The organism is Marinobacter sp. bablab_jr008, assembly GCF_016464145.1.
In the GTDB taxonomy this organism is placed as follows: domain Bacteria; phylum Pseudomonadota; class Gammaproteobacteria; order Pseudomonadales; family Oleiphilaceae; genus Marinobacter; species Marinobacter nauticus.
Genome location: NZ_JACDWW010000042.1, coordinates 26274 through 47249 on the forward strand (window position 1 = coordinate 26274; position 20976 = coordinate 47249).

General features: G+C 57.3%; 19 protein-coding genes. 9 read left to right on the forward strand and 10 right to left on the reverse strand.

Annotation, left to right across the window (positions count from 1 at the left end; genetic code table 11):
- Positions 1-29 precede the first annotated feature (29 nt).
- Positions 30-572, reverse strand: coding sequence for a histidine phosphatase family protein (locus tag JIF53_RS03860; RefSeq protein WP_228285460.1), 543 nt, complete (start codon positions 570-572; stop codon positions 30-32).
- A gap of 303 nt (positions 573-875) precedes the next feature.
- Here JIF53_RS03860 and JIF53_RS03865 point away from each other — a divergent pair, with 303 nt between their 5' ends.
- The 6 genes from JIF53_RS03865 to JIF53_RS03890 all read left to right on the forward strand — a co-directional run bounded on the left by JIF53_RS03865 (position 876) and on the right by JIF53_RS03890 (position 7739).
- A complete protein-coding gene (locus JIF53_RS03865; RefSeq protein WP_011785656.1) occupies positions 876-1328 on the forward strand; it encodes a YaiI/YqxD family protein in 453 nt (150 codons plus the stop codon).
- Positions 1329-1407: 79 nt separating this feature from the next.
- Complete coding sequence (locus tag JIF53_RS03870) at positions 1408-3195, forward strand: ABC transporter ATP-binding protein (protein ID WP_113879911.1); 1788 nt, start codon at positions 1408-1410, stop codon at positions 3193-3195.
- Between the two features lie 83 nt (positions 3196-3278).
- Positions 3279-4052, forward strand: coding sequence for an ABC transporter ATP-binding protein (locus JIF53_RS03875; RefSeq protein WP_199451874.1), 774 nt, complete (start codon positions 3279-3281; stop codon positions 4050-4052).
- A complete protein-coding gene (locus JIF53_RS03880; protein ID WP_199451875.1) occupies positions 4042-4971 on the forward strand; it encodes an ABC transporter substrate-binding protein in 930 nt (309 codons plus the stop codon). The genes JIF53_RS03875 and JIF53_RS03880 overlap by 11 nt, the downstream gene beginning before the upstream one ends.
- Entirely contained in the window at positions 4958-6991 is a 2034-nt protein-coding gene (fhuB, locus tag JIF53_RS03885) for a Fe(3+)-hydroxamate ABC transporter permease FhuB (RefSeq protein ID WP_199451876.1), read from the forward strand. The genes JIF53_RS03880 and fhuB overlap by 14 nt, the downstream gene beginning before the upstream one ends.
- Complete coding sequence (locus JIF53_RS03890) at positions 6978-7739, forward strand: (2Fe-2S)-binding protein (protein ID WP_023007958.1); 762 nt, start codon at positions 6978-6980, stop codon at positions 7737-7739. The genes fhuB and JIF53_RS03890 overlap by 14 nt, the downstream gene beginning before the upstream one ends.
- Before the next feature lie 178 nt (positions 7740-7917).
- Here the strand turns inward: JIF53_RS03890 and JIF53_RS03895 are convergent, their stop codons facing one another.
- Positions 7918-10095, reverse strand: coding sequence for a TonB-dependent siderophore receptor (locus tag JIF53_RS03895; protein WP_199451877.1), 2178 nt, complete (start codon positions 10093-10095; stop codon positions 7918-7920).
- Positions 10096-10308: 213 nt separating this feature from the next.
- On the opposite strand from JIF53_RS03895, the gene JIF53_RS03900 reads away from it, so the two are divergent.
- Complete coding sequence (locus JIF53_RS03900; protein WP_199451878.1) at positions 10309-11436, forward strand: PQQ-dependent sugar dehydrogenase; 1128 nt, start codon at positions 10309-10311, stop codon at positions 11434-11436.
- A 3-nt stretch (positions 11437-11439) separates the two neighbouring features.
- On the opposite strand, the gene JIF53_RS03905 is transcribed toward JIF53_RS03900, so the two are convergent.
- Complete coding sequence (locus tag JIF53_RS03905) at positions 11440-11853, reverse strand: GFA family protein (protein ID WP_023007954.1); 414 nt, start codon at positions 11851-11853, stop codon at positions 11440-11442.
- 86 nt (positions 11854-11939) lie between these two features.
- Positions 11940-12707: a glutathione S-transferase N-terminal domain-containing protein gene (locus JIF53_RS03910; RefSeq protein WP_228285459.1), complete on the reverse strand. Its 768-nt coding sequence runs from the start codon at positions 12705-12707 to the stop codon at positions 11940-11942.
- A gap of 249 nt (positions 12708-12956) precedes the next feature.
- Here JIF53_RS03910 and dacB point away from each other — a divergent pair, with 249 nt between their 5' ends.
- Entirely contained in the window at positions 12957-14528 is a 1572-nt protein-coding gene (dacB, locus tag JIF53_RS03915; RefSeq protein WP_199451880.1) for a D-alanyl-D-alanine carboxypeptidase/D-alanyl-D-alanine-endopeptidase, read from the forward strand.
- Between the two features lie 74 nt (positions 14529-14602).
- Here the strand turns inward: dacB and JIF53_RS03920 are convergent, their stop codons facing one another.
- Both JIF53_RS03920 and JIF53_RS03925 read right to left on the reverse strand, forming a co-directional pair.
- Positions 14603-15637, reverse strand: a complete 1035-nt coding sequence (locus JIF53_RS03920) for a fasciclin domain-containing protein (protein ID WP_199451881.1) — start codon at positions 15635-15637, stop codon at positions 14603-14605.
- 176 nt (positions 15638-15813) lie between these two features.
- Entirely contained in the window at positions 15814-16074 is a 261-nt protein-coding gene (locus JIF53_RS03925; RefSeq protein WP_014420803.1) for a DUF2798 domain-containing protein, read from the reverse strand.
- Between the two features lie 154 nt (positions 16075-16228).
- Here JIF53_RS03925 and JIF53_RS03930 point away from each other — a divergent pair, with 154 nt between their 5' ends.
- Entirely contained in the window at positions 16229-17095 is an 867-nt protein-coding gene (locus JIF53_RS03930) for a DUF6279 family lipoprotein (protein WP_199451882.1), read from the forward strand.
- A gap of 72 nt (positions 17096-17167) precedes the next feature.
- Here JIF53_RS03930 and JIF53_RS03935 read toward each other — a convergent pair whose 3' ends face one another.
- The 4 genes from JIF53_RS03935 to JIF53_RS03950 are packed head-to-tail and all read right to left on the reverse strand — an operon-like array spanning position 17168 to position 20549.
- Positions 17168-17938 (reverse strand): SDR family oxidoreductase, encoded by a 771-nt coding sequence (locus tag JIF53_RS03935; protein WP_199451883.1) that lies wholly within the window; start codon positions 17936-17938, stop codon positions 17168-17170.
- A 14-nt stretch (positions 17939-17952) separates the two neighbouring features.
- Positions 17953-18642: a histidine phosphatase family protein gene (locus tag JIF53_RS03940; protein WP_014420800.1), complete on the reverse strand. Its 690-nt coding sequence runs from the start codon at positions 18640-18642 to the stop codon at positions 17953-17955.
- Positions 18642-19706 (reverse strand): phosphotransferase family protein, encoded by a 1065-nt coding sequence (locus JIF53_RS03945; RefSeq protein ID WP_199451884.1) that lies wholly within the window; start codon positions 19704-19706, stop codon positions 18642-18644. The genes JIF53_RS03940 and JIF53_RS03945 overlap by 1 nt, the downstream gene beginning before the upstream one ends.
- A gap of 21 nt (positions 19707-19727) precedes the next feature.
- Positions 19728-20549: an SDR family oxidoreductase gene (locus JIF53_RS03950; RefSeq protein WP_199451885.1), complete on the reverse strand. Its 822-nt coding sequence runs from the start codon at positions 20547-20549 to the stop codon at positions 19728-19730.
- Positions 20550-20976: the final 427 nt, after the last annotated feature.

Consider the following 20976-nt stretch of genomic DNA (forward strand, 5'->3'; position numbering starts at 1 on the left):
GTTAACTGAATGAGCACAGGATTATACCACTATTGCCCCGGCGCCACCCTCGCCAGAATGTCCGGGTTCTCCGACAACGGCAACGCCAGAATCACCCCTTCATTCGAAGCCGGAAAAATGCCCGTCAACGCCGTCAAATTCACCTGGTGTGAGACCATCACCACCGGCATGCCGGGCCCAAGGGCATTCACCAAGTTGATGGTTTCACGGGTCTGTTGCGGGCCATCGCCCCGGTTGCGAAAAAATGAATTCAGAGCCGGCCACTCAGTCACTGGCCCCATATTCATTTCCTGGGCGGTCTCAAGACATCGACACCACTGGCTGGAAAACAACCTCGCCTCAGCAATTCCATGTTCTGCCAGAAACGCTTTCCACGCCCGGGCCTGCTCACGCCCCGTGTCGTTCAGGTTCCTCTGGGTACCACAATCTCCAAGAACAAACCCGACTGGATCACCGGTGCCTGGAGCCAGGGCATGACGCAGCATCAAAACGGCTCTCCCCTCTCTAAGGGCAACCCAGGCGTCCTTTTCTGAGGCATGGGTTTGAGAAAACCCAAAAGCGCCGATAGCCATCAAACAAAACACAAACGCTTTCATAATGATTCCTCAAAGACTCCGTTAGCGCGCATATCGCGGCGGTATCACCAGTGCCAGATCTGTGTCATTGGGGGCTACTTTCCAAAAATTTCGAAGGCCATGGATGGCCTGAGAGAAGCGCACATGGATGTGCTCGTAGCGGTTTTTGGAAAGTAGCCCCCAATGACACAGGCACCCAATGTCTTACCGCCTAATAGCCAATACGCGGAACCAAACTAACAGGCTCACCCCATGAAAGGTTAAACTGACCACCAGCCAAACCAACGAAGGAAAACCGAAATGCCAATCTGGGTCGACGCCGATGCCTGCCCCGTTCCCATCCGGGAAATTCTCTGCCGTGCCGCCACCCGCTGGCAAATCCAGACCACCTTCATCGCCAACCACGCCATCAGTCTGCCACCAAGCCCACACATCAGCCGCCGACAAGTCCCCCATGGCTTCGACGTTGCAGACAACGAAATCATGGACCAGATGAGCAAAGGCGATCTGGTGATTACCCAGGACATTCCCCTGGCCGCCGAAGCCATCGAAAAAGGCGCAGACGTATTCAACCCCCGGGGACAGGCCTTCACCAAAGAAAACATCCGCCAGCGCCTTGCCATGCGTAACTTCATGGAAGAAATGCGTAACGCCGGCCAGGTAACCGGCGGGCCGGCCCCATTCAGCCAGGGAGATCGAAAAGAGTTTGCCGACCAGCTGGATCGGTGGTTGCAAAGAAACGCCCGCAAGTGAAAATGATTCTGTTTTAATAAATGGAAGAATCCGCTACCCTTCCCGCCTCTGACAACCAGACAGCAGAAGGAAGCGGAACATGACCACACGCGCCCAGCACACCAGCAGCTTTGCCGCTCTCGGCCGCCTGCTTCGATACGCGCGTGGTTACCGGCGCCAGATCATCGCCGCCACCACCTGCTCCATCATCAACAAGCTCTTCGACATTGCCCCGGAAATACTGATCGGCGTCGCCATCGATGTGGTGGTGAACCAGGAAGAGAGCTTCGTTGCCGGCCTGGGCTTTGAGACTGCGCAGGAACAGATCACCATCCTGGCGGTGCTCACTTTCTTCATCTGGGCTGGCGAGTCGCTGTTTGAGTACCTGTTCCAGATTCTCTGGCGCAACCTGGCTCAGCGACTGCAGTCCGATCTCCGACAAGACGCTTACGAACACGCCCAGCGTCTGGACATGAGCTTCTTTGAGGCCAACAGCTCCGGACAATTGGTAGCCACCATGAACGACGATGTAAACCAGCTGGAGCGTTTCCTGGATGGCGGCGCCAATGCCATGATTCAGGTAGCGGTTACCGTAGTGGCTGTGGGTGCCGTATTCTTTGTGCTGTCGCCACTGATTGCCCTGTTGGCGTTCACACCGATTCCCCTGATCATCTGGGGTGCCTTCTATTTCCAGCGCAAAGCCGGCCCGCTGTACGCAGACGTAAGGGAGAAAGTAGGCGACCTGTCCAGCCGCCTGGCCAACAATCTGGGTGGTATCGCCACGATCAAGAGCTTCACCGCCGAACAGCGGGAAGCAAAACGCCTGAAGGACGCGAGCGAAGCTTATGTTGATGCTAACCGCCGCGCCATTCGTATCAGCTCCGCATTCATTCCGGTCATTCGAATGGCCATTCTGGCCGGCTTCCTGGCCACCTTTACCGTTGGCGGTATGATGGCGCTGGAAGGCAGCCTGAACGTGGGCGCTTACGGGGTGCTGGTGTTCCTCACCCAGCGACTGCTCTGGCCCCTGACCGGCCTGGCGGAAGTGATTGATCTGTTTGAACGGGCCATGGCCAGTACCCGACGGATTCTCGATCTGCTCGCCGAACCGGTAAACGTCCGGGATGATGCCGGCAAGTCCCTGGAACAACCCGTTCGCGGAAAGGTCTCATTCAACCAGGTGAGCTTCCGTTACGCCGGCAGCGGCGCAGGCATACAGGACATTACCCTGAGCGTTCCAGCAGGCAATACCCTCGCGTTGGTGGGGGCGACCGGCTCCGGCAAGTCCACATTGATCAAGCTGTTATTGCGGTTCTACGACCCCTCCCATGGAGACATCCGGATTGACGGCCAGCCCATTCGTGGGGTGAGCCTGAAGTCCCTGCGCGATGCCATTGGCCTGGTCAGCCAGGATGTCTACCTGTTTGAGGGCAGCATCCGCGACAACCTTGCCTATGGCAAACCCGATGCCAGCGAAGAAGAGATCATTGATGCCGCTCGTACTGCCGAGGCCTGGTCCTTTATTGAGGCGCTACCGGAAGGCCTGGACACTCCTGTTGGTGAACGAGGCATTCGCCTGTCCGGCGGCCAGCGTCAAAGGCTGTCCCTGGCCCGGGCGCTGCTGAAGAATCCACCCATTCTGGTTCTGGACGAAGCAACCAGCGCCGTGGATAACGAAACCGAAGCCGCCATTCAGCGCTCACTCAAGCGCATTGGTCATAACCGCACCGTCATTATGATTGCCCACCGGCTTTCCACCATTGTGGATGCGGACACCATTGCCGTGGTCGAGAATGGCCGGATTGTTGAGGAAGGCGATCACGACAGCCTGATACGCAATAACGGAGCCTACGCCGCGCAGTGGCGCGTGCAAACAGGTCAGGCGTGACAAGGTAATTCTGTTTACCACTTATTATTGATAGGTATTCGCATTTAGATTATCCTGCCAGCCACAGAAACAGGGGAATCTGAATGTCCGCGTTTTTTGATGTCCGCGATCTCGCCGTTCACATTGGTAGCACGGCTATCCTTCATAACATTAACCTGGCCTTTAACGAAGGCCAGGTGACCGCCCTACTTGGCCACAATGGCTCGGGCAAATCCACTTTGTTAAAGACACTAGCCAGGCAGATTCCAGCCAGTGCCGGTGAGGTCCTGCTTGAAGGTGAAGTTGCCAAAAGGCTGGGGGCCCGTGCTTTCGCCCGGATTGTCGGCTACCTGCCCCAGCACCCGCCGGGCACCGATGGCCTGACCGTCCGGGAACTGATCGCGCTGGGCCGCTACCCCTGGCGAGGCCCGCTTGGCCGCTACAGCGATGCGGATTACGCGCTGATTGATCAGGCGATTGCCGACACAGACCTCAAACCTTTTCAACACCGCTCTGTCGATACCCTCTCCGGTGGCGAGCGCCAACGCGCCTGGATTGCCATGTTGCTGGCCCAGCAAACACGCTGCCTGCTGCTGGATGAACCCATCTCCGCCCTGGATGTAAAGCATCAGGTGGAAACGTTGCGCCTTGTGCAGCGACTTGCCAGCCAGCGCGAATTGACCGTGATTGTGGTACTGCACGATGTCGATCTGGCTTCCCGCTTCTGCGACCGATTAGTGGCCCTGAAAGCGGGCCAGGTGGTGGCCGATGGCACGCCGGCGGAGATCATGGACAGCCAGATTCTGGAGTCCATCTACAGCGTTCCCATGGGCGTGATGGAGCGGGCACCGGGGCAATGGGTTTCCTATGTCCATTAACTCGAACGCCATGATGCTTGGCGCCCTGCTTCTTCTGCTGCCGATTGCGGGAACGGCTCAGACCTGGCAACACGAAGGCGGCACACTAACCCTGGAAGAGCCCCCTGAACGCATTATCGCACTGAACTGGGCCGCCACCGAGACACTGCTATTACTGGGTATCACCCCCGTTGGCGTGGCTGACAAGGCTGGCTACCACACGTGGGTTCAGGAGCCGGAACTGCCTGACGGCGTCGCCAATGTCGGCACCAGGGTCGCGCCCAGCCTGGAGGCAATTGCAGAACTGAAACCCGACCTGATCGTCACCAGCACCGAAATGGCTCCCGCGGCGGAACTGTTGGAGCGAATTGCGCCCACCTACGTCATCAGCGTGTATAAAAAAGACGCCCGTCCATTCGACAGGGCCCGGGAAATGCTGATAACCCTGGGCGAAATCACCGGCCGGATCGACCGGGCCGAATGGGTACTGGCCGATATCGAACAAACCCTGAACCAACAGCGGAAACGACTGGAGCAAGCCGGCATCACCGACAAGCCGGTTGCCCTGGTGAACTTTATGGATGACCGCCATGTCCGCATCTATGCCCCCAACGGTCTGTTCCAGACTGCCCTGGATAACCTTGGGCTTACCAATGCCTGGTCAGATCCAGGCAACTACTGGGGGTTTTCAGCCATAGGCCTTGAATCTGTGGCAGATGCACGAAACAGCCGCATCGTGGTGATAGAGCCACTGGTTCCGGGCCTGGCTGACAGTCTGGCTAACAGTCCTTTCTGGACCTACCTGCCACCGGTACAGAACGACGAGATCTACCGGATTCCCGCTGCCTGGCCTTTTGGTGGGGTTTATCCGGTGAAGCGCCTGGCCATTGCCCTGACCAACGCTCTGATTGAAGGGGGCAGTGACAATGTCCGCCGCTGAATCCGCTCTGCACACCGCCAGTCGCCCGGAGATTCCCGCCAGGCTCCCGATTGCGGTCGCGTTACTCTGGCTTACCGCATTCAGCGCCAGTGCCTTACCCTGGTTCGACCAACTGCACTTTTCACAGCTTCTCGCCGCATTCTGGACCTTTGATGGCAATCAGTACGCCTCCGTTCTGGCCCACTTCAGCTGGGCACCGAGGGTCTCCATCGCGATACTGATTGGCTGCGCACTGGGATTGGCAGGAGCTGTTACCCAACAGGTACTTGGCAACCCATTGGCCTCACCCACAACCCTGGGGGTCGAAGCCGGAGGACAGTTCGGTGTTACCTTTGCCACCCTGTTTGCACCAGGTTTGCTGGCTTTCAGCCCTGATCTTGCCGCAGTAGCCGGTGGCTTGCTCGCCATCGGCCTGGTAATAGTGCTCACATGGCGGCTTGGCTTCTCACCTGTGACCGTGATTCTGGCCGGGCTGGTGGTTACCTTTTTTCTCGGCGCCATCAACATGGCCTTCCTGCTTCTGAAAGGTGAGTGGCTCGGTAATCTGTTTATCTGGGGCGCGGGATCTCTGGTACAGAACAACTGGACCCCATTCTTTGATCTGCTTCCCCGGGTGCTGGTTATTGCCGCGCTCATGCTGGCCCTGATGCGCCCGCTACAGCTGCTTCAGCTTGGTCAGGCCTCAGCAGATTCGCTGGGAGCAAAGGTGTCGTTACTTCGCGCCGCTGCACTTTTCCTGGTGGTGCTTATGAGCTCCGTGGTGGTGAGCCGGGTTGGTCTTGTCGCATTTGTTGGCCTGGCAGCACCAGTATTGGCAAGACTGCTGGGCGCCAGAACACTGACCGAACGGCTGTTCTGGAGCACACTGGCTGGTGGCGGCCTGCTGTTACTGGCGGATACTCTGGCCCAATGGGCGACTGCCTGGGATGGCGGCTCGCTGGTGCCGACCGGTACCACCACCGCTCTCATTGGCGGCCCGGTTATCCTTCTGGCGCTTCAGGGGTTCCGAAACACTCACCATATGCCTGACCAGGGCAACGGACCTGCGGGCTTTCTGCCGCGCCGCCGAAGCCCGCTGTTGGTTGCCGGAACTCTGTGCTCTCTGTTAGCCCTGACGATCATTCTTTCCATGAGTTGGTCTCCGGGTCTTGAAGGTTGGAACCGGACCCCGTTGGCGCAGTGGACAGACGCCTGGGTATGGCGAGGCCCAAGATTGATGGCTGCTATCCTTGCGGGCATGGCTCTGGGTATGGCCGGCACCCTGATTCAGCGGATGACCGGCAACCCCATGGGCAGCCCGGAGCTGCTGGGCATCAGCGGCGGTGCAGCGTTGGTGATGGTGGTTATGGTCCTGACAGGGCTTGAGATTGGCCGGCTTGGCCAACTGGCGGCGGCCACGGCGGGTGCCGCCGGCGCTCTGGGCCTGTTACTGTTGCTGGCCCGCAAGCACCAGTTTGCGGGCAACCAGCTGTTGCTTGGCGGCCTGGCACTGTACGTTTTCATGGATGCCGGCCTGAGACTGGTGATGGCCTCTGGCGGCACCGTTGCAGCACGCCTGCTGAACTGGATGTACGGCTCCACCTGGCTGATCTCGGAATCCGAAGCCATCGGTTTACTGGCACTGGTGGTAGGCCTTTCGACCTTGCTCTTGCTTGCCCTGCGACCGCTCACACTGCTGCCTCTGGGCGAAACATCCGCCTCTGCCCTGGGACTGCGGGTGCCACGGGCGCGACTTCTTCTACTGGTGCTGGCTGCCGTGCTGACCGCGGCGTCGACTGTAGTGATCGGGCCATTAAGCTTCGTCGGGTTGATCGCCCCGCACCTGGCCCGGGTACTGGGACAACAGACCGTGGGCCGGCAAATGCTGGTCGCAGCCCTGGCAGGGGGCCTACTGCTTTCACTGGCCGACTACCTGGCCCGGGTTCTGGTGTATCCCAATCAGCTACCCGCGGGGCTGCTGGCCGCCCTGGTCGGCGGCTTGTACTTCCTGTGGGGGCTAAGCCGTCATGGTCGCGGCTGAGACAGCAACGCAATGGCTGACGGATTACCACAATCTGTTGGCCCGCCACGGCCTTGACGCTACCACTCTGATGGACAGCGCACTGACACCCGCCAACCGCGAACAACCCGCGTTGTTCTCCCTGGCCCAGCTACTGGCAAATCCAGACCTTCTGCAACAACAGGTCCTCAAGGACTATCAGGATGCCGATCATCCGCGACTCCGCAAGGCGCGGCTTTCTGTCCTGCACCAGAGCCTGGCACTTCAGATTATCGGACCATTGGTGATCCGGCTGTTCAGGGATGGCAGCAGTGCTGCACTCGATCCCCGGCGGGTTTTCCTGTGCCCGACAACATCAACACCAGCGGACCCGTCTCGCTGGCAATATGCGGCCAGTGAACAGGAGATCCTGGAGCCTGAGGCGTTCATAAGAATTCTCAGTGAGCAGATGCAAGACTGGTACGGTGTGTTCCGGCAGCATTTCGGGGTTAGTCCAGGGGCCTACTGGAGCAGTGTCGGGCTGGCGTTGGGTGCGCCCTATTCGGTGGTGTGGAACCGGGTTAATCCGGCAGAGTTGTGTAAACAGGCCGGTAGCTGGCTGGCGCAGTTCAAATGCGAGGCCAACCGATACATTGACTGGATTCCGGCAGAATTCAGCCAACAGTGGTGTGCCATCCCTCAGCGCAAAGGGTGCTGCCTCAAATATTTATTGCCCGGAGGCGGCTATTGCGGAACATGTGGGATCTATCGGAAAGAGCGGATCAGCTAGCTCCGACCATCGAAACCAGTATCACTCCCAACGCAATCAATCCTATGACGGCACCTGAACCTGCCGCCAGCTTCAATCCATCGAGTATTTCCTGTTCCGGATTCATGCTCACTCTCCTTGAGGCTTGATCAACAAAAACCGGGGCAGCCAGCGCAGCGCCGACTGCCCCACCCTGTGATTAATACACCCAGGAAACGGTCAGGCTGGCATTGGCCGGCTCACCGTAGAAACCCTGGGCCGAGGCACCAAATTTCTTCAGGCTCTCGATGTACTTCTCGTCGGTCACGTTGTTTACGTTCAGGGTTGCATTCCAGTGTCGGGCGAAATCATAGCTTGCCATCAGATCCAGCACCGCATAGCTGTCCTGCTCTGTGACGATGGTCTCACCGGCATTCGGGCCGGTAGTCGCAACACCCTGTTCCTGGGTAATCTCAGACTGCCAGCGTACCTTGCCACCAAGCTTCAACCCTTCGACCCCAGGCACCTTCCAGGTAGCGCGCAACTGGGCTAGATGCTCTGGCACGAAGGACTTGGCCCCTTTACCATCCTTGTCCTCAATATCCACATAGGTATAACCGGCGAAGAGCTGAATTCGGTCGGTGAGATCACCCACTATTTCGGCCTCCACACCTTGGCTGGTCAACCCATCCACAGCGGTGTAATAAGAATCATTGGTTCCGGAGAACACTCCTTCTGCCTCGGCTACGTTCTTCTGCTCAGTCTGGAACAAAGCAATAGTGGTGTTCACACGGTCGTTCTGAAACTCACTTTTCAGGCCCAGCTCATAGTTGACCCCGTCAATCGGATCCAGTCGATCACGATTGATGTCCACCTCAGTCTGGGGAGTGAAAATCTCGGTATAGCTGGCGTAGACCGAATGATCGTCATTGATGTCGTAGATCAGACCTGCATAGGGTGTTTTCACGGCATCGTAGCTGCTTTCCTTGGTCGCTCCGTAACTTTCGCCCTTGTTATCCAGCCAGGTCAGACGGAGCCCTGTAATGGCGGTGAGTTGATCGGTCAGCGACCAACGAGCGGCAGCATAGGTGGACGTTTCGCGGTCGGTCCAGTCAGAGCCGCCGACACCATTATCAAAAGCAGGCTTGGGGTAGTTCCCATCCCACTCATTGAGCGGTGGCAAGGGATTCCCGATGCCGCGGCCATAGCGAGACTCATCCACCGTCTCTGAACGAGACCAGGATGCCCCCAAAACCAGCTCATGGGTTCGATCAGCCAGTTGGAACGGGCCGGTAGCGTATGCATCCACGACCCACTGCTCTACATCCAGGTCGTACTGACTGGGGTAGGCTTTAAGTCCCTCACCCGTTTGGCGATCCGGAGTACCATACTGATAAAAGAGTTCGGACTCACTTTCATTCTCCAGCCGGAACACCGTGCCCGTGGCTCTCCAGCCACCAGCAAGCTCCTGACGCAATTCAACAAAGCTGTTGTGCTGGGTGTTGTCCCAGTAGGACCAGTCTGAAGCCGTGCTGGTTGAACGCGCAAAATCCGTCGCTGAGCCATCGGAGTAGAACAAAGGCAGCGCACCCCACAACGGACTGTCTGTATCAGACGTCTGAACGGCGTGGCCAAGGGTCAGCAACGTGGCATCGGTCAGGTCTGCTTCCAGCACCCCATAGAACATCTGCTTTTCGTTGTTATACCGGTCAAGGTAGGAGCCTTTGTCCTCATAACCGGCAACCACACGGCCGCGCACCGCCCCGGATTCAGACACGGCACCGGAAACATCACCGACAATCCGTTTTTTGTCCCAGGAACCACCAGTCACCGCAACCGAGGCATTGGTGTCAGCGGTTGGGCGCTTGCGGATAAAGTTGACTGTGGCGGCCGGGCTGCCGGAACCGGTCATCAAACCGTTGGCGCCCCGAACCACCTCCACGCGATCAAAGAAAGCGGTGTCCAGCTCACCCTGAACGTTGTCATATACCGCCGGCATGCCAACACCGTCGTACTGGAAGTTGTTGATATCGAAACCACGTGAGGTGTAATACGTGCGGTCTGTTTCCACCGACTCTACGGTGACACCGGTGGTGCCTTCCAGAACATCGTTAATGTCGTTCTGGGCGAAATCGTCCATCTGTTCGCGGGTAATGACCGTGACGGCCTGGGGGACCTCCCGGTGTGACAGCTCCATCTTCATGGAGGTTGTGCTGGCTCCGCTAATGTAACTCTCCGTCGCTTCCGAGGCCACCTGGCCACGGCTTGCGGTAACATCCAGGGCTTCCAATGCCTTCGGTTCGCTGCCCTGCGCTGCTGCCAGTCCTGGCAGAGTCGCACACATCATGGCAGTGATCAGGGTTTTTCTTCTAAATCGGGGCTCCGGATTCAGAGACATCTAACGGCTCCTTGGTTGATTAAGACCACGTCATTTTTAAACCCCACTATGTTAATGCGAATGGTTTAGATTTGAAACACCAAATGCAAATGATCCGAAATTATCGCGAAACTCTATATCTCCAGAGGCTCGCATCGGCCGCAATACCACGACCTGCTATGGTTATTGCAGGTGCTGAAGATCTCTAAGAACAACAGAGAGGCGGAGACGGATATGTTCAAGCGCAAATTCTGGAAGTGGCCTCTGGCCAGCCTACTGGTCTCGGCAGCCCTGGCCACACAGGCAAACCAGACCTTTCAATCCGAAAAGGCAGACTTTCATCTGGAAACCGTAGCCGCGGGGCTGGAACACCCCTGGGCCATCGCTTTCCTGCCCGACGGATCTGCACTGATTACCGAAAGGGAAGGCCGTTTGCGAATTCTGGAAGATGGGCAACTTCGCAGTGAACCAGTCAAAGGCCTGCCGGAGCTAGTCGTTTCGGGCCAGGGTGGTCTGCTGGATGTACTGCTGCATCCGGATTTCGAGGCTAACCGGCTGTTATTCCTTAGCTACGCGCATCGTAATCGCGAGGGCATGACCACACGGGTTGCCCGGGCAACTCTGGCTGACAACTCTTTGCAAGATGTCGAGGTGATCTTCGAGGCTCTTCCCCGCTCAAACACCAGCCGGCACTTCGCAGGCCGGATGCAGTTTGATCGCGACGGCAATCTATACATCTCAGTCGGTGACCGGGGTGAAATGGATCGTGCTCAGGATACCGCAGACGATGCCGGTGGCGTTCACAGAATCACCATCAGCGGTGAGCCGGCAGAGGACAACCCCTTTGCCGATCAAAGCGGCTTCAACGCGTCTTTCTTCACCTATGGCAACCGCAACATTCAGGGTATGACCCGGCACCCACAAACCGGTGAGATCTGGAGCCATGAACATGGCCCCCGGGGCGGCGATGAGGTCAACGTCCTTCGCGCGGGTAATAACTATGGCTGGCCCAAGGTCACCTACGGCATTGACTACTCGGGCCTGCCGATCTCCAGTCGTACCACGATGGAAGGCATCACAGAACCACTGCATTACTGGGACCCATCCATTGCGCCCTCTGGCATGGCGTTCTACACCGGAGATCTGTTCCCTCAGTGGCAGGGCGATCTTTTTGTCGGCGCCCTGAAGCTTCAGAAACTGGTGCGCTTGTCCCTCGACGGAGAAAAAGTCATCGAGGAGGAAGATCTGCTCACCGACCTGGGTGAACGTATCCGCGATGTGCGTATGGGGCCAGACGGCGCACTCTGGCTGCTGACCGACTCCGATAACGGCAAGGTATACCGGATGGTGCCGGCGGATTGAGGCTCAGTGCGGGTCGTTGGTTCTTTCGGTTTTTTCGAACTGCGGAAGGTTGTCGGTGATCTCGAACCAGTCGGATTTCGACCCCACATAAACGTGCTGGGCCGCCTGTTTTCCCAGCGGCTCATTGATCACGCCAATTCGCAGCCGGAGGATGCCCGGAATAGCGTCGACCCGGCTGTAAAGAGGGCTTCCACAACGGCTACAGAAGGCCCGGTATTTGCCGGGCCGGGATTCAAATTCGGTGATCCGGTCCTCACCGGCCGTAAATCGGAACCGGACAGCCTGAACCGGCGCACTGGCTGAAAAGGCACTGCCATGATTGCGACGGCACTGGCTGCAATGGCACAGCGCTATAGGCCCAATCGGGCCATCGTATTCAAACTGGATATCACCACAAAGGCACTGGCCGGTATACATAACACTCCTGGCTCCGCGAAGGCTCACTGTTCGCGCAGATGATACCGGCTGGCAGCCGGATTAGCAGCCCCGGTTCCGCAAACTCGTTACCCGTAGTTTTTTTCCAGATAAGCAAGAATGCGAGCCGATTCAAACAACCCCTCCCCGCTATTGGGATCTTCCAGATAGGGCACCTGCACCCGGCCGTGTTGTTGGAAAAACGCGTCCCGCTTGCCGCCCGGGATTGGCCGATAGGGGCCGGGTTTGATGCGCTGCCGGGCCGGTCCTGCTTCTGTCCAGTGTTCCTTGCCCAGATTATGCAAGGTGTACGGAATCTCGTTTTCGCAGAGTCGTTCCCGAATCAGGCGCGAGAACGGACTGCCCTCGAAACTCCACAAGTGAAGTCCCTGCTCAGGCCGCCGGGCTGGCCGCGCTCGCATTCCGCGAAGTTCACTGGCTCCGGAGCCCGCAGCACCGAGCGCCGGTTGCCAAGGACGGCTCTGGTAGTAGCGAGGCACGGAACGATTAGCATACTGGCGGAACAAATACTCGATAATCGCCTCGGATTCATACAGCACTTCGCCGGTGTTGTGGTCATGCAGCAGGGGAAACTGCTGTTTGCCCCCCAGGGTCTCGGCTTCCGGGCGGAATACCCGACCACCCTTCGGGCAGGGTCGAATCTCAACGTCCAGATGCAATGCCGTCAGCACCTCACGAACACGTCGGCAGTATGGACAAGCTTCAATGTCATAGAGAACCAGCGGCTTCTCAGGTTGCGGAACGGCCTTGATAACCAGGCACCCGCGCCAGGCGGCAAAAGAAGAAGTGGCAACCGATTCCAGCACATTCACCTGATGCTTCAGCGTTTTTAACATGATCGTTCCCTTGTTTTCGTCATTTTCTGCATTGTCCCACACTAGAATCTGTGCCCATTGGCCCGCTGGCCCCTGGGCTGGCGTCATACTAACTCACTGATTCTTCAGGCCACTTACTCGATGTCACAAAAACTCAATATAAACAAAGACTCTACTGCCATTTTTTAACGTCATGTATAGCTTTTCTGCATAGTACATACGCAAAGAATGGGCTATTGTACAAAGAGAACACAACAACGGGTTCCGGTCATGAATACTCAGGGGTTGCAGGCGGGCAAAGGCCTTGCCACAGGCAGATATGCGTCAGGAGCAGTGGCGCTGGCCATCGCGTTGGCCAGCGCCCCGCTCGGCCAGGCTTTCGCTCAAGAACAGACCTCTGCGGAAGAGGCCTTCGCCAGCTCCCGTCACTGGGCCAGCCAGATCCGAAGTTATGCCAGCAAATCCCTGAACAGCGATGAAGCCCTGAGTGTGGCCGCCATTCCCCTGAACGGCCCCGGCATTGAGCAGTATGTAAACGCTGACACACTGATGAGCCCGGGCTCCATCATGAAGCTGGTAACCACCTATGCCGCCCTGGAACTCCTGGGCCCTACCCACCACTGGAATACCGATTTCCTCACAGACGGCATGATGGTGGGCGACAGCCTGAAAGGAAACCTCTACGTACGCTTCGGTGGCGACCCCAAACTGACCCTGGAACGGCTCTGGAGCACCCTGCGTGAACTCAAGAGCATGGGCATCAACCGTATTGAAGGCGACCTGGTACTGGATGGCAGCTATTTCCGGGTCGACGGCGGCTTCCCGGCGTTCGAGGATAACGGCGACAACCCCCACGCCCCCTTTCTGGTGGAACCCTCCGGCTATCTTACCAACCTGAATCTGCTGCATTTTCAGGTACGCGCCGATGAGCGTGGAACACAGGCCTGGACAACCCCGGATCTGGGCGAAGTCTCCATTGATAACCGGGTAACCGCATTACCGGAAGGTCCCTGCCCTGCCCGCAGCCGGTTTGACTGGGAACCGGTATTTCATGAAAACCATCAGGTAACGGTTCGGGTAACCGGACAGTTACCGCAAGGCTGCCGCAGCACCACCTATCTGTCTCTGCTACCGCACGAACGGTACTCTGCTTCCGTGATTCGTTCTGTGCTATCGGAAATGGGCATTATTGTCAGTGGTGGCGACCGCTTTGAGGGCACACCGGAAGACGCACGGCTGATCATGCGCACCACCTCACCTGATCTGGTTTCCATGGTGCGAGACATCAACAAATGGAGCAGCAACGTCATGGCCCGCCAGATGCTGCTGACCATTGGCGCCGAGTTCCGCAAGGAAGATGACAAAGACGACCGGGTAGCCGGTATCCGCACAGTGTACGAATGGCTGGAGAATATGGGCATCAACACCGCAGGCATGGTGATTGACAATGGCGCCGGGCTCACCCGCCATGGTCGCATCACGGCCCGGCAAGGCGCCCAGATACTGCAACAGGCCTGGGACAGCCCCTACGCCTCTGACCTGATGGCCTCAATGCCCATTATCGCCATGGACGGAACCATGGCGCGCCGGCTTCGCAACACCGGTATGGATGGCGAAGGCCGAATCAAAACCGGTTATCTGGAGAATGTTCGCTCAATCGCGGGGTTCACCCGGGACGATAACAACACCACCTGGGCCATTGTCGGTATGGTGAACAACGATCCGGCCTGGAACGGTCAGGCGGTTCTGGATCGGGTTCTCTACTCTCTGCATTTCCGGCCTCCCGTGGGCATGACCTTATCCCAGTCTGCCGACGAAAATCCGGCTTCTTCGATTCAGTAAGTCAATATAAAAAGGCCGGCTGCAGCAGCCGGCCTGGCATTCATACTTTGTTCAAAGAAAGCGTGTTTCGTCTGTCAGTCGACTGTAAAAATTACCTCGTCGATCACATGAATCACGCCGTTAGACGCCTCAACATCAGCTTCGACGACGGTACTGCCCTCGATAACCAGAGCGTTGTCCTGTATATCAACGTTCAAGTTGTTGCTGGCCAATGTTGTTACAGTTCCGCCGTTAGAAGCGTATGCCGTAAGAGAGCCGACCGTAGTTCCGAGAATATGCTGGCTCAGAATGGCTGGCAGATTCGGATCATTGAGCAAGTCGCCGGCTGTAATACCGAGATCCGTCAGTAACGCCTCAAAAGCGGCATCTGTTGGCGCGAACACCGTCAAGGTTGCATCAACATCCGCAGCTGCAGTGAGCAACGCTGCCGCACCAGGGGTCTGGAGTGCCGCAAGTAGCGTTGTAAACTCCGCGTTTTCAGCCCCTGCCAGCGCGGTTACGATTTCTGCAATCGTTGAGTCTGTATCACTGAGATCGCTCGGCGGCGGAAGCAGCACTTTGTCGATAATGTGAATAACACCATTGGTGGCGTCTACATCTGGCCCCGTTACTCGAGACGTGTTGACGTATAGCACGTCTTCTCCGCTTTCCTGTGAAATAGACAGCGCGACGTTTTCACTATTCACGGTTGGAACGAGATTTTGTGGGACCGGGCTTTGCGCAACGCTGATCGCAGCGGCAGCCTTCACTTCCCCCACAGACGTTGCAAGGACATGGTAGGTAAGAACGGTGTTTAATAACTCCGTGTTGGCTAACAACTGTTCCGCCGTAAGTCCCAGGTCGCCCAGCAGGGCTTCAAAGGCGGCGTCGGTCGGTGCGAACACCGTTAATTGATCATCTCCGCCGAGCAGTTCCGCGATGGATGGATCGGCTTCAAGAACGGCAGCTTCCAGAATGGTCGTGTTTTCGTTCTCAACAGCGATTTCGAGAATGCTTTGGGTTACAGCATCGGTGCTGCCGTTATCGTCGTTATCATCGTCATCAAGCCAGCAACCGGATAGCATGACACTGCCCGCTAAAACCATCGGTAAAGCGTATTTTGCTTTCATTTTTCGTGCCTCGTCTGGAGGGGTTGATTACCAGGTTAAAGTGGTTCGAACCTGCACTGATTCAGTCCCTGACCAGTGTCGAAAGCAAATTACGGTGAGGCGAGAGAAACGGATTTACAGATTTTTACATTTAAGCGAACAATTGTAAGGTGAATAGCAGCAATACACTGGCCTTATCAGTCTGGCCGGCGTTCTTTGGAAAACAATCGGGCCATGGTCCAGTCCGCCATTTTGCCTGCCATTGGTGCGATAAAGCTGACCAGCGGGAAGGCCACCGTCCAGGCGACCACAAATGCTGCGCCCCAGCGATGGAAATAGCCCTCGGTCAAGCCGGTATTGATCAGGGTGATAATCCCAGACATCAAAAGCGACATGATGCCGGACATGTAAAAGGCAAAAACAAACTGGCGCACACGCGTTTGCTTGTAACTGGACATGTTTTCCTTCCCGGTTTTAACGTATGGAACACTGCCGAATCCAATCAGGCGACCGCAGCGTAGGAGAGAAGACACTGCCACCGATGCTGGATCGCAACATCTTAGTGAGCATGCAACATTTTTCCATACGGCTTTTTACCAAGGAGCATAGGTAATGGATGCCCCAACGCCCGGAACACGACGCGCCCGCTGGATCGTCGGGCTGGTGTTACTGACGTTTTTGGCGGGCTGCAGTCAGACGCGCCTGGCCTACCGGTACGCCGACTGGGGCGTCGTCTGGTGGGTAGAGGATTACATCAGCCTGACCGGTGAACAAGAAGCTCAGTTGAGTCAGGATCTGGAAGCGCTCAGACAATGGCATTGCTCGGCAGAGTTGCCCCGTTACCAGCAATGGTTGGCAGTCCTCAAATCAGATCTGGAGGAAGGGAAGCCGAGCGAGGCCACGGTTCTGTTCCATCAGGAACAACTCATGGACTTCTTACCCGAATTGTTGGAACGGGCCACTCCGGTAGCCGTTAATCTGCTGTCTTCTCTATCGGATGAGCAGGTAGCGCAACTAGCCGACAACATGGCGGAGAAGCAGCAGGAGCTGGAGCAGGAAATGCTGGAGGGAACACCCGCTCAAACGGCACAGGCGCGCTCTGAACGGACTATTGAGCGTATTGAACGATGGCTTGGCGACCTGAATCAGCAACAGCGGGCCATCGTCGAAAACTGGTCAGCGAACCGTGGCCGGCAAACAGAAATCTGGTTAACAGGGCGGAGAAACTGGCAATTGGCATTGCTCGACACGCTGGAGAGACGACGCCAGTCCGGCTTTGCTGAACAGGTGAACGAGTTGCTGGTTCACTCAGAGCGCGCCAGAGGAGCGGAATACCAGGCCATGCTGGCCGAAAGCCGGGTGGCGATGGCCGGCTTGATGCACGATCTTCTGCAGGCTGGAGATAGCCGGCATCAAGATCAGCTGCTGGCCAGGGCCAGTGAGCTGAAAGGAGATTTTGCAGCGCTGACCTGCAGCTAAACACGGATCGCGATACCAAAAAAGGGCCGGATGAATCCGTATCATCCGGCCCTTTTTGCGTCTCGATCTGTGTCAGACCGTCAGGTAACCACCATCCGCATTAATGCAGGCTCCTGTGGTATAGCTGGAAGCGTCAGACACCAGGTACAGCACAGTACCCGCCATTTCATCGGGATCCGCCACACGCTTCATCGGGATGTGGGCCATGGCCTGCTTCTTGATGGCCTCATTGGTGGTCAGGGCGCTGGCAAATTTGGTATCGGTCAGGCCCGGCAACAAGGCATTCACCCGCACATTCTGCTGGCCCAGCTCCATGGCGAAAGATTTGGTCATGGAAATCACTGCTGCCTTGGTCACCGAATAGATGCCCTGGAAGTGGCCGGGGTTTACGCCGTTAACCGAGGCCACGTTCACAATGGAACCACCACCGTTCTTTTTCATCAGCTGAGCGCCACGGGCGCACATGAAGAAGTAACCACGGATGTTCACATCTACGGTTTTGTGGAAAGCACCCAGGTCGGTGTCTTCCACCGGACCGAAGTATGGGTTGGCGGCTGCGTTGTTCACCAGGATATCCAGTTTGCCGTGCGCTTTGGCGATGTGCTCCCACACCGCTTCAATCTGGTCCATCTCGCCAATGTGGCAGGCGAAGGCTTCGGCGCTGCCGCCGTCTTCACGGATGCTACTGGCCACGGTCTCACAACCGTCAATCTTGCGGCTACTGACAATCACGTGAGCACCGTAATGAGCCAGCGTACGGGCGATACTCTCGCCGATACCGCGGCTGGCGCCGGTTACCAGGGCGACTTTGCCAGTCAGGTCGAACAGGTTTTTGTTGCTCATGGAATTCCCTCAGCTTATCGGAATGTCACCAGGGCGGGGTCTTCCGCTTCCAGGTGGCTATAGTTGTTGAATACGGCCAGGCTGCGCCGGGGGCCGGAATACAGAATGCGGGACACGCTGGTGTTGGCAATCACATTGTTCATCTCCAGCGCCTTGCGGTCTGACAGTTCAAGCAGGCGCTGGGCAATGACCGCAATGGGGCCGCCAGAGGTGGACACAATCACATCGGCACCATCGGCCAGTTCAATCAGCTGATCCAGTGCATGGCCAACCCGCTGCCGGAATCCGTTCCAGGTTTCGCTGTATTCCTGGTCGAACTCGCCACTCACCCAGCGGGTCACTGCCTTCTCGAAAGCCTGCTGGAAGGCTCTAGCAGGTTTGGGAAAGCTGGCGAGGTCCCGCGCCATCACCTGTTTATCCGCCCATTCCGGACGCAGGCGCTCCACCACTTCCAGATGATCAAACTCGTTCAGGCCTTCCAGCACCTGCATATCCGGCAGGCTGACACCGTAACCGGTAGTGATCGCCTCCACAGTTTCCCGATGGCGCTGCAGGTTACCGCCAAAAACAGCACCCGGCTCCACCTTGCCCGCCAGCCAGCGGCCCAGAATCCTGCCCTGCTCCCAGCCTCGCGGCGAGAGCTGGTCGTAGTTTTCCTTGCCGAAACTGGCCTGGCCGTGGCGCACCAGATAAATCGTGGCCATTACAGGGTGCTCTCGCTAATCAGGCGCTGGCACCGTTTCTCCAGATAGTTGGCGGCGTGGCCAAAGGCGGCGAAGCGTTTGTCTTTGGTCTGGCCGTGATAAAAGCGGTAGTAGATTTGCTGGATGATCACCGCCAGGCGGAACAGCCCGTAAATTTCATAAAAGTCGAACTTTTCCGCCCGGAAGCCGGATTTCTCCATGTAGTAGTCCACCACTTCTTTACGAGTCAGCATGCCCGGCCGGTGCGTGGGCTGGCGCCGCAGCATCTGGAACGGGCCTTCATCGTCGGCTTCGATCCAATAGGCCAGACTGTTGCCCAGGTCCATCAGCGGATCACCAATAGTGGCCATTTCCCAGTCCAGCACGCCAATCACTTCAAACGGGTTGTCCGGGTTCAGCACCACATTGTCGAAACGGTAGTCGTTGTGAATAACCACCTGAGCGATATCATCCGGCATCTTATCGTTCAGCCAGGCCATGACCTCTTCGAAGTCACCGACATCGTCGGTACGGGCCTTGCGGAAGCGGTCGCTCCAGCCGCCAATCTGCCGCTGCACGTAACCCGCGCCCTTGCCCAGCTTGTCCAGGCCTGCGGCCTTGGCGTCCACCGTATGCAGATCCACCAGCTTGTCGATCACGTTCAGGCACAGCTTGCGAGTGTCTTCAGCGCTCAGCTCGAAATCCCTGGGGAAGTCCTGGCGCAGAATGATGCCCTTGAGCCGCTCCATCACGTAGAAGTCGCAACCCAGTACGCTGTGATCGTCGCAAATCGCAACAATGTTGGGCACATAGGGATAGGCTGGCTTCAACGCCTCCATCACCCGCGCTTCCCGCAGCATGTCGTGGGCGGACTTGGCGATCTTGCCGAACGGCGGCCGGCGCAGCACGTAGGACTGGTCGCCATAATCCACCTGATAGGTCAGGTTGGACGCACCACCGGGGTACTGCTTGATGCTCGGCTGGCCTTCCAGGCCCGGAATGGCCTGCTTCATGAACTTGTCGACGGCGCTGATATCCAGCTCTTCGCCTTCACGGATGTCTACGGCCTGGTCGATCTGTGTCATTCAATCTCTCCTGTGATGTGTTCAGGCGTTCGCCTTGCTACCCATCTTGCTCATCCAGCGCTTGGTTTCCTGGTGCATCAGCCAGTCAAACGCCCAGGGTGCGTGGCGCTTGAGCATCCACATACGGCGCTCTTTGGCGTGGGGCAGTACCCAGAAGTCTTTGTCTTTCACACTGCGGAAGATATCCTCGGCCACGTCTTCGGCGGTGATGCTGGAGCGCTTCATCAGCTTGTTCACGTTCTGTTGAATACCGGGAATATCCGAACGCATGGTGCTGGCGAGGTTGGTCTGGAAGAACGCCGGGCACACGCAGCTGACGTGAATGCCGGAATCACGCAATTCCTGGCTGAGGGTTTCCGACAGGGCTATCACCCCGGCTTTGGAAACATTGTAGCTGTCCATCAATGGCGCCAGCATAAGCCCGGCCATGGAAGCCACATTCACAAACGCGCCAGAGCCTTGCTGCTTGAACAGCGGGGTAAAGGCTTTGCAGCCGCGCACGACGCCCAATACGTTGATGTCGAGAATCCATTCCCAGTCACCGATGGTGGTGTCTTCAATGGAGCCTGCGGAGGCAACGCCGGCGTTGTTCACGACTACGTCCACTCCACCCCATTTCTGGACCAGGTCATCACGGACTTTCTCGAAGTCGCTCAGGCGGCGCACATCGCATTCCACGAAATAACCTTCGCCACCGGCCTTGTTCAGTTCCGCCTCAACGGCCACGCCCTGCTCCGGGTTAATGTCCCCGATGCAGACTTTGGCCCCTTCTTTGGCATACCGCAACGCAATCGCCCGGCCCAGGCCACTGGCCCCGCCGGTTATAAATACCCGTTGTGTCATGTTAGTGCTCACCGTTTTTACGTTTGAGTTCGTTTTGTATTTTGGAATTCGAGTTCTCTTTGCTTTCGGGTAAGAGTTGGTGCCAGAGGGCCTTTCCAAAAACCGCTACAAGCACATCCATGTGCGCTTCTCTCCGGCCATCCATGGCCTCCGAAATTTTTGGAAAGGCCCTCTGGCACCAACTCCCATACTCTCCAGTATGCTGTTCAAAAGAAGAAAATTCTTTGGCGCACCGCTCGGTAACCCATTCGAGATCCACCCTGGCACAACCACCAGCATTTCTTCAGGGCAGTCCCTCCAAAAAGTTAGAGGTGGCCGTTGGGGTGGGGCTTCTGAAAATTTGTGAAGCCATGGATGGCGGAACACAAGCGCCACATGGATGTGCCGAAGGAGCGCTTTTCAGAAGCCCCACCCCAACGGCCACCCA

Coding starts and splice junctions, on each gene's coding strand:
- JIF53_RS03860 (WP_228285460.1), bottom strand. CDS start 572: ATGGCTATCGGCGCTTTTGGGTTTTCTCAAACCCATGCCTCAGAAAAG.
- JIF53_RS03865 (WP_011785656.1), top strand. CDS start 876: ATGCCAATCTGGGTCGACGCCGATGCCTGCCCCGTTCCCATCCGGGAA.
- JIF53_RS03870 (WP_113879911.1), top strand. CDS start 1,408: ATGACCACACGCGCCCAGCACACCAGCAGCTTTGCCGCTCTCGGCCGC.
- JIF53_RS03875 (WP_199451874.1), top strand. CDS start 3,279: ATGTCCGCGTTTTTTGATGTCCGCGATCTCGCCGTTCACATTGGTAGC.
- JIF53_RS03880 (WP_199451875.1), top strand. CDS start 4,042: ATGTCCATTAACTCGAACGCCATGATGCTTGGCGCCCTGCTTCTTCTG.
- fhuB (WP_199451876.1), top strand. CDS start 4,958: ATGTCCGCCGCTGAATCCGCTCTGCACACCGCCAGTCGCCCGGAGATT.
- JIF53_RS03890 (WP_023007958.1), top strand. CDS start 6,978: ATGGTCGCGGCTGAGACAGCAACGCAATGGCTGACGGATTACCACAAT.
- JIF53_RS03895 (WP_199451877.1), bottom strand. CDS start 10,095: ATGTCTCTGAATCCGGAGCCCCGATTTAGAAGAAAAACCCTGATCACT.
- JIF53_RS03900 (WP_199451878.1), top strand. CDS start 10,309: ATGTTCAAGCGCAAATTCTGGAAGTGGCCTCTGGCCAGCCTACTGGTC.
- JIF53_RS03905 (WP_023007954.1), bottom strand. CDS start 11,853: ATGTATACCGGCCAGTGCCTTTGTGGTGATATCCAGTTTGAATACGAT.
- JIF53_RS03910 (WP_228285459.1), bottom strand. CDS start 12,707: ATGTTAAAAACGCTGAAGCATCAGGTGAATGTGCTGGAATCGGTTGCC.
- dacB (WP_199451880.1), top strand. CDS start 12,957: ATGAATACTCAGGGGTTGCAGGCGGGCAAAGGCCTTGCCACAGGCAGA.
- JIF53_RS03920 (WP_199451881.1), bottom strand. CDS start 15,637: ATGAAAGCAAAATACGCTTTACCGATGGTTTTAGCGGGCAGTGTCATG.
- JIF53_RS03925 (WP_014420803.1), bottom strand. CDS start 16,074: ATGTCCAGTTACAAGCAAACGCGTGTGCGCCAGTTTGTTTTTGCCTTT.
- JIF53_RS03930 (WP_199451882.1), top strand. CDS start 16,229: ATGGATGCCCCAACGCCCGGAACACGACGCGCCCGCTGGATCGTCGGG.
- JIF53_RS03935 (WP_199451883.1), bottom strand. CDS start 17,938: ATGAGCAACAAAAACCTGTTCGACCTGACTGGCAAAGTCGCCCTGGTA.
- JIF53_RS03940 (WP_014420800.1), bottom strand. CDS start 18,642: ATGGCCACGATTTATCTGGTGCGCCACGGCCAGGCCAGTTTCGGCAAG.
- JIF53_RS03945 (WP_199451884.1), bottom strand. CDS start 19,706: ATGACACAGATCGACCAGGCCGTAGACATCCGTGAAGGCGAAGAGCTG.
- JIF53_RS03950 (WP_199451885.1), bottom strand. CDS start 20,549: ATGACACAACGGGTATTTATAACCGGCGGGGCCAGTGGCCTGGGCCGG.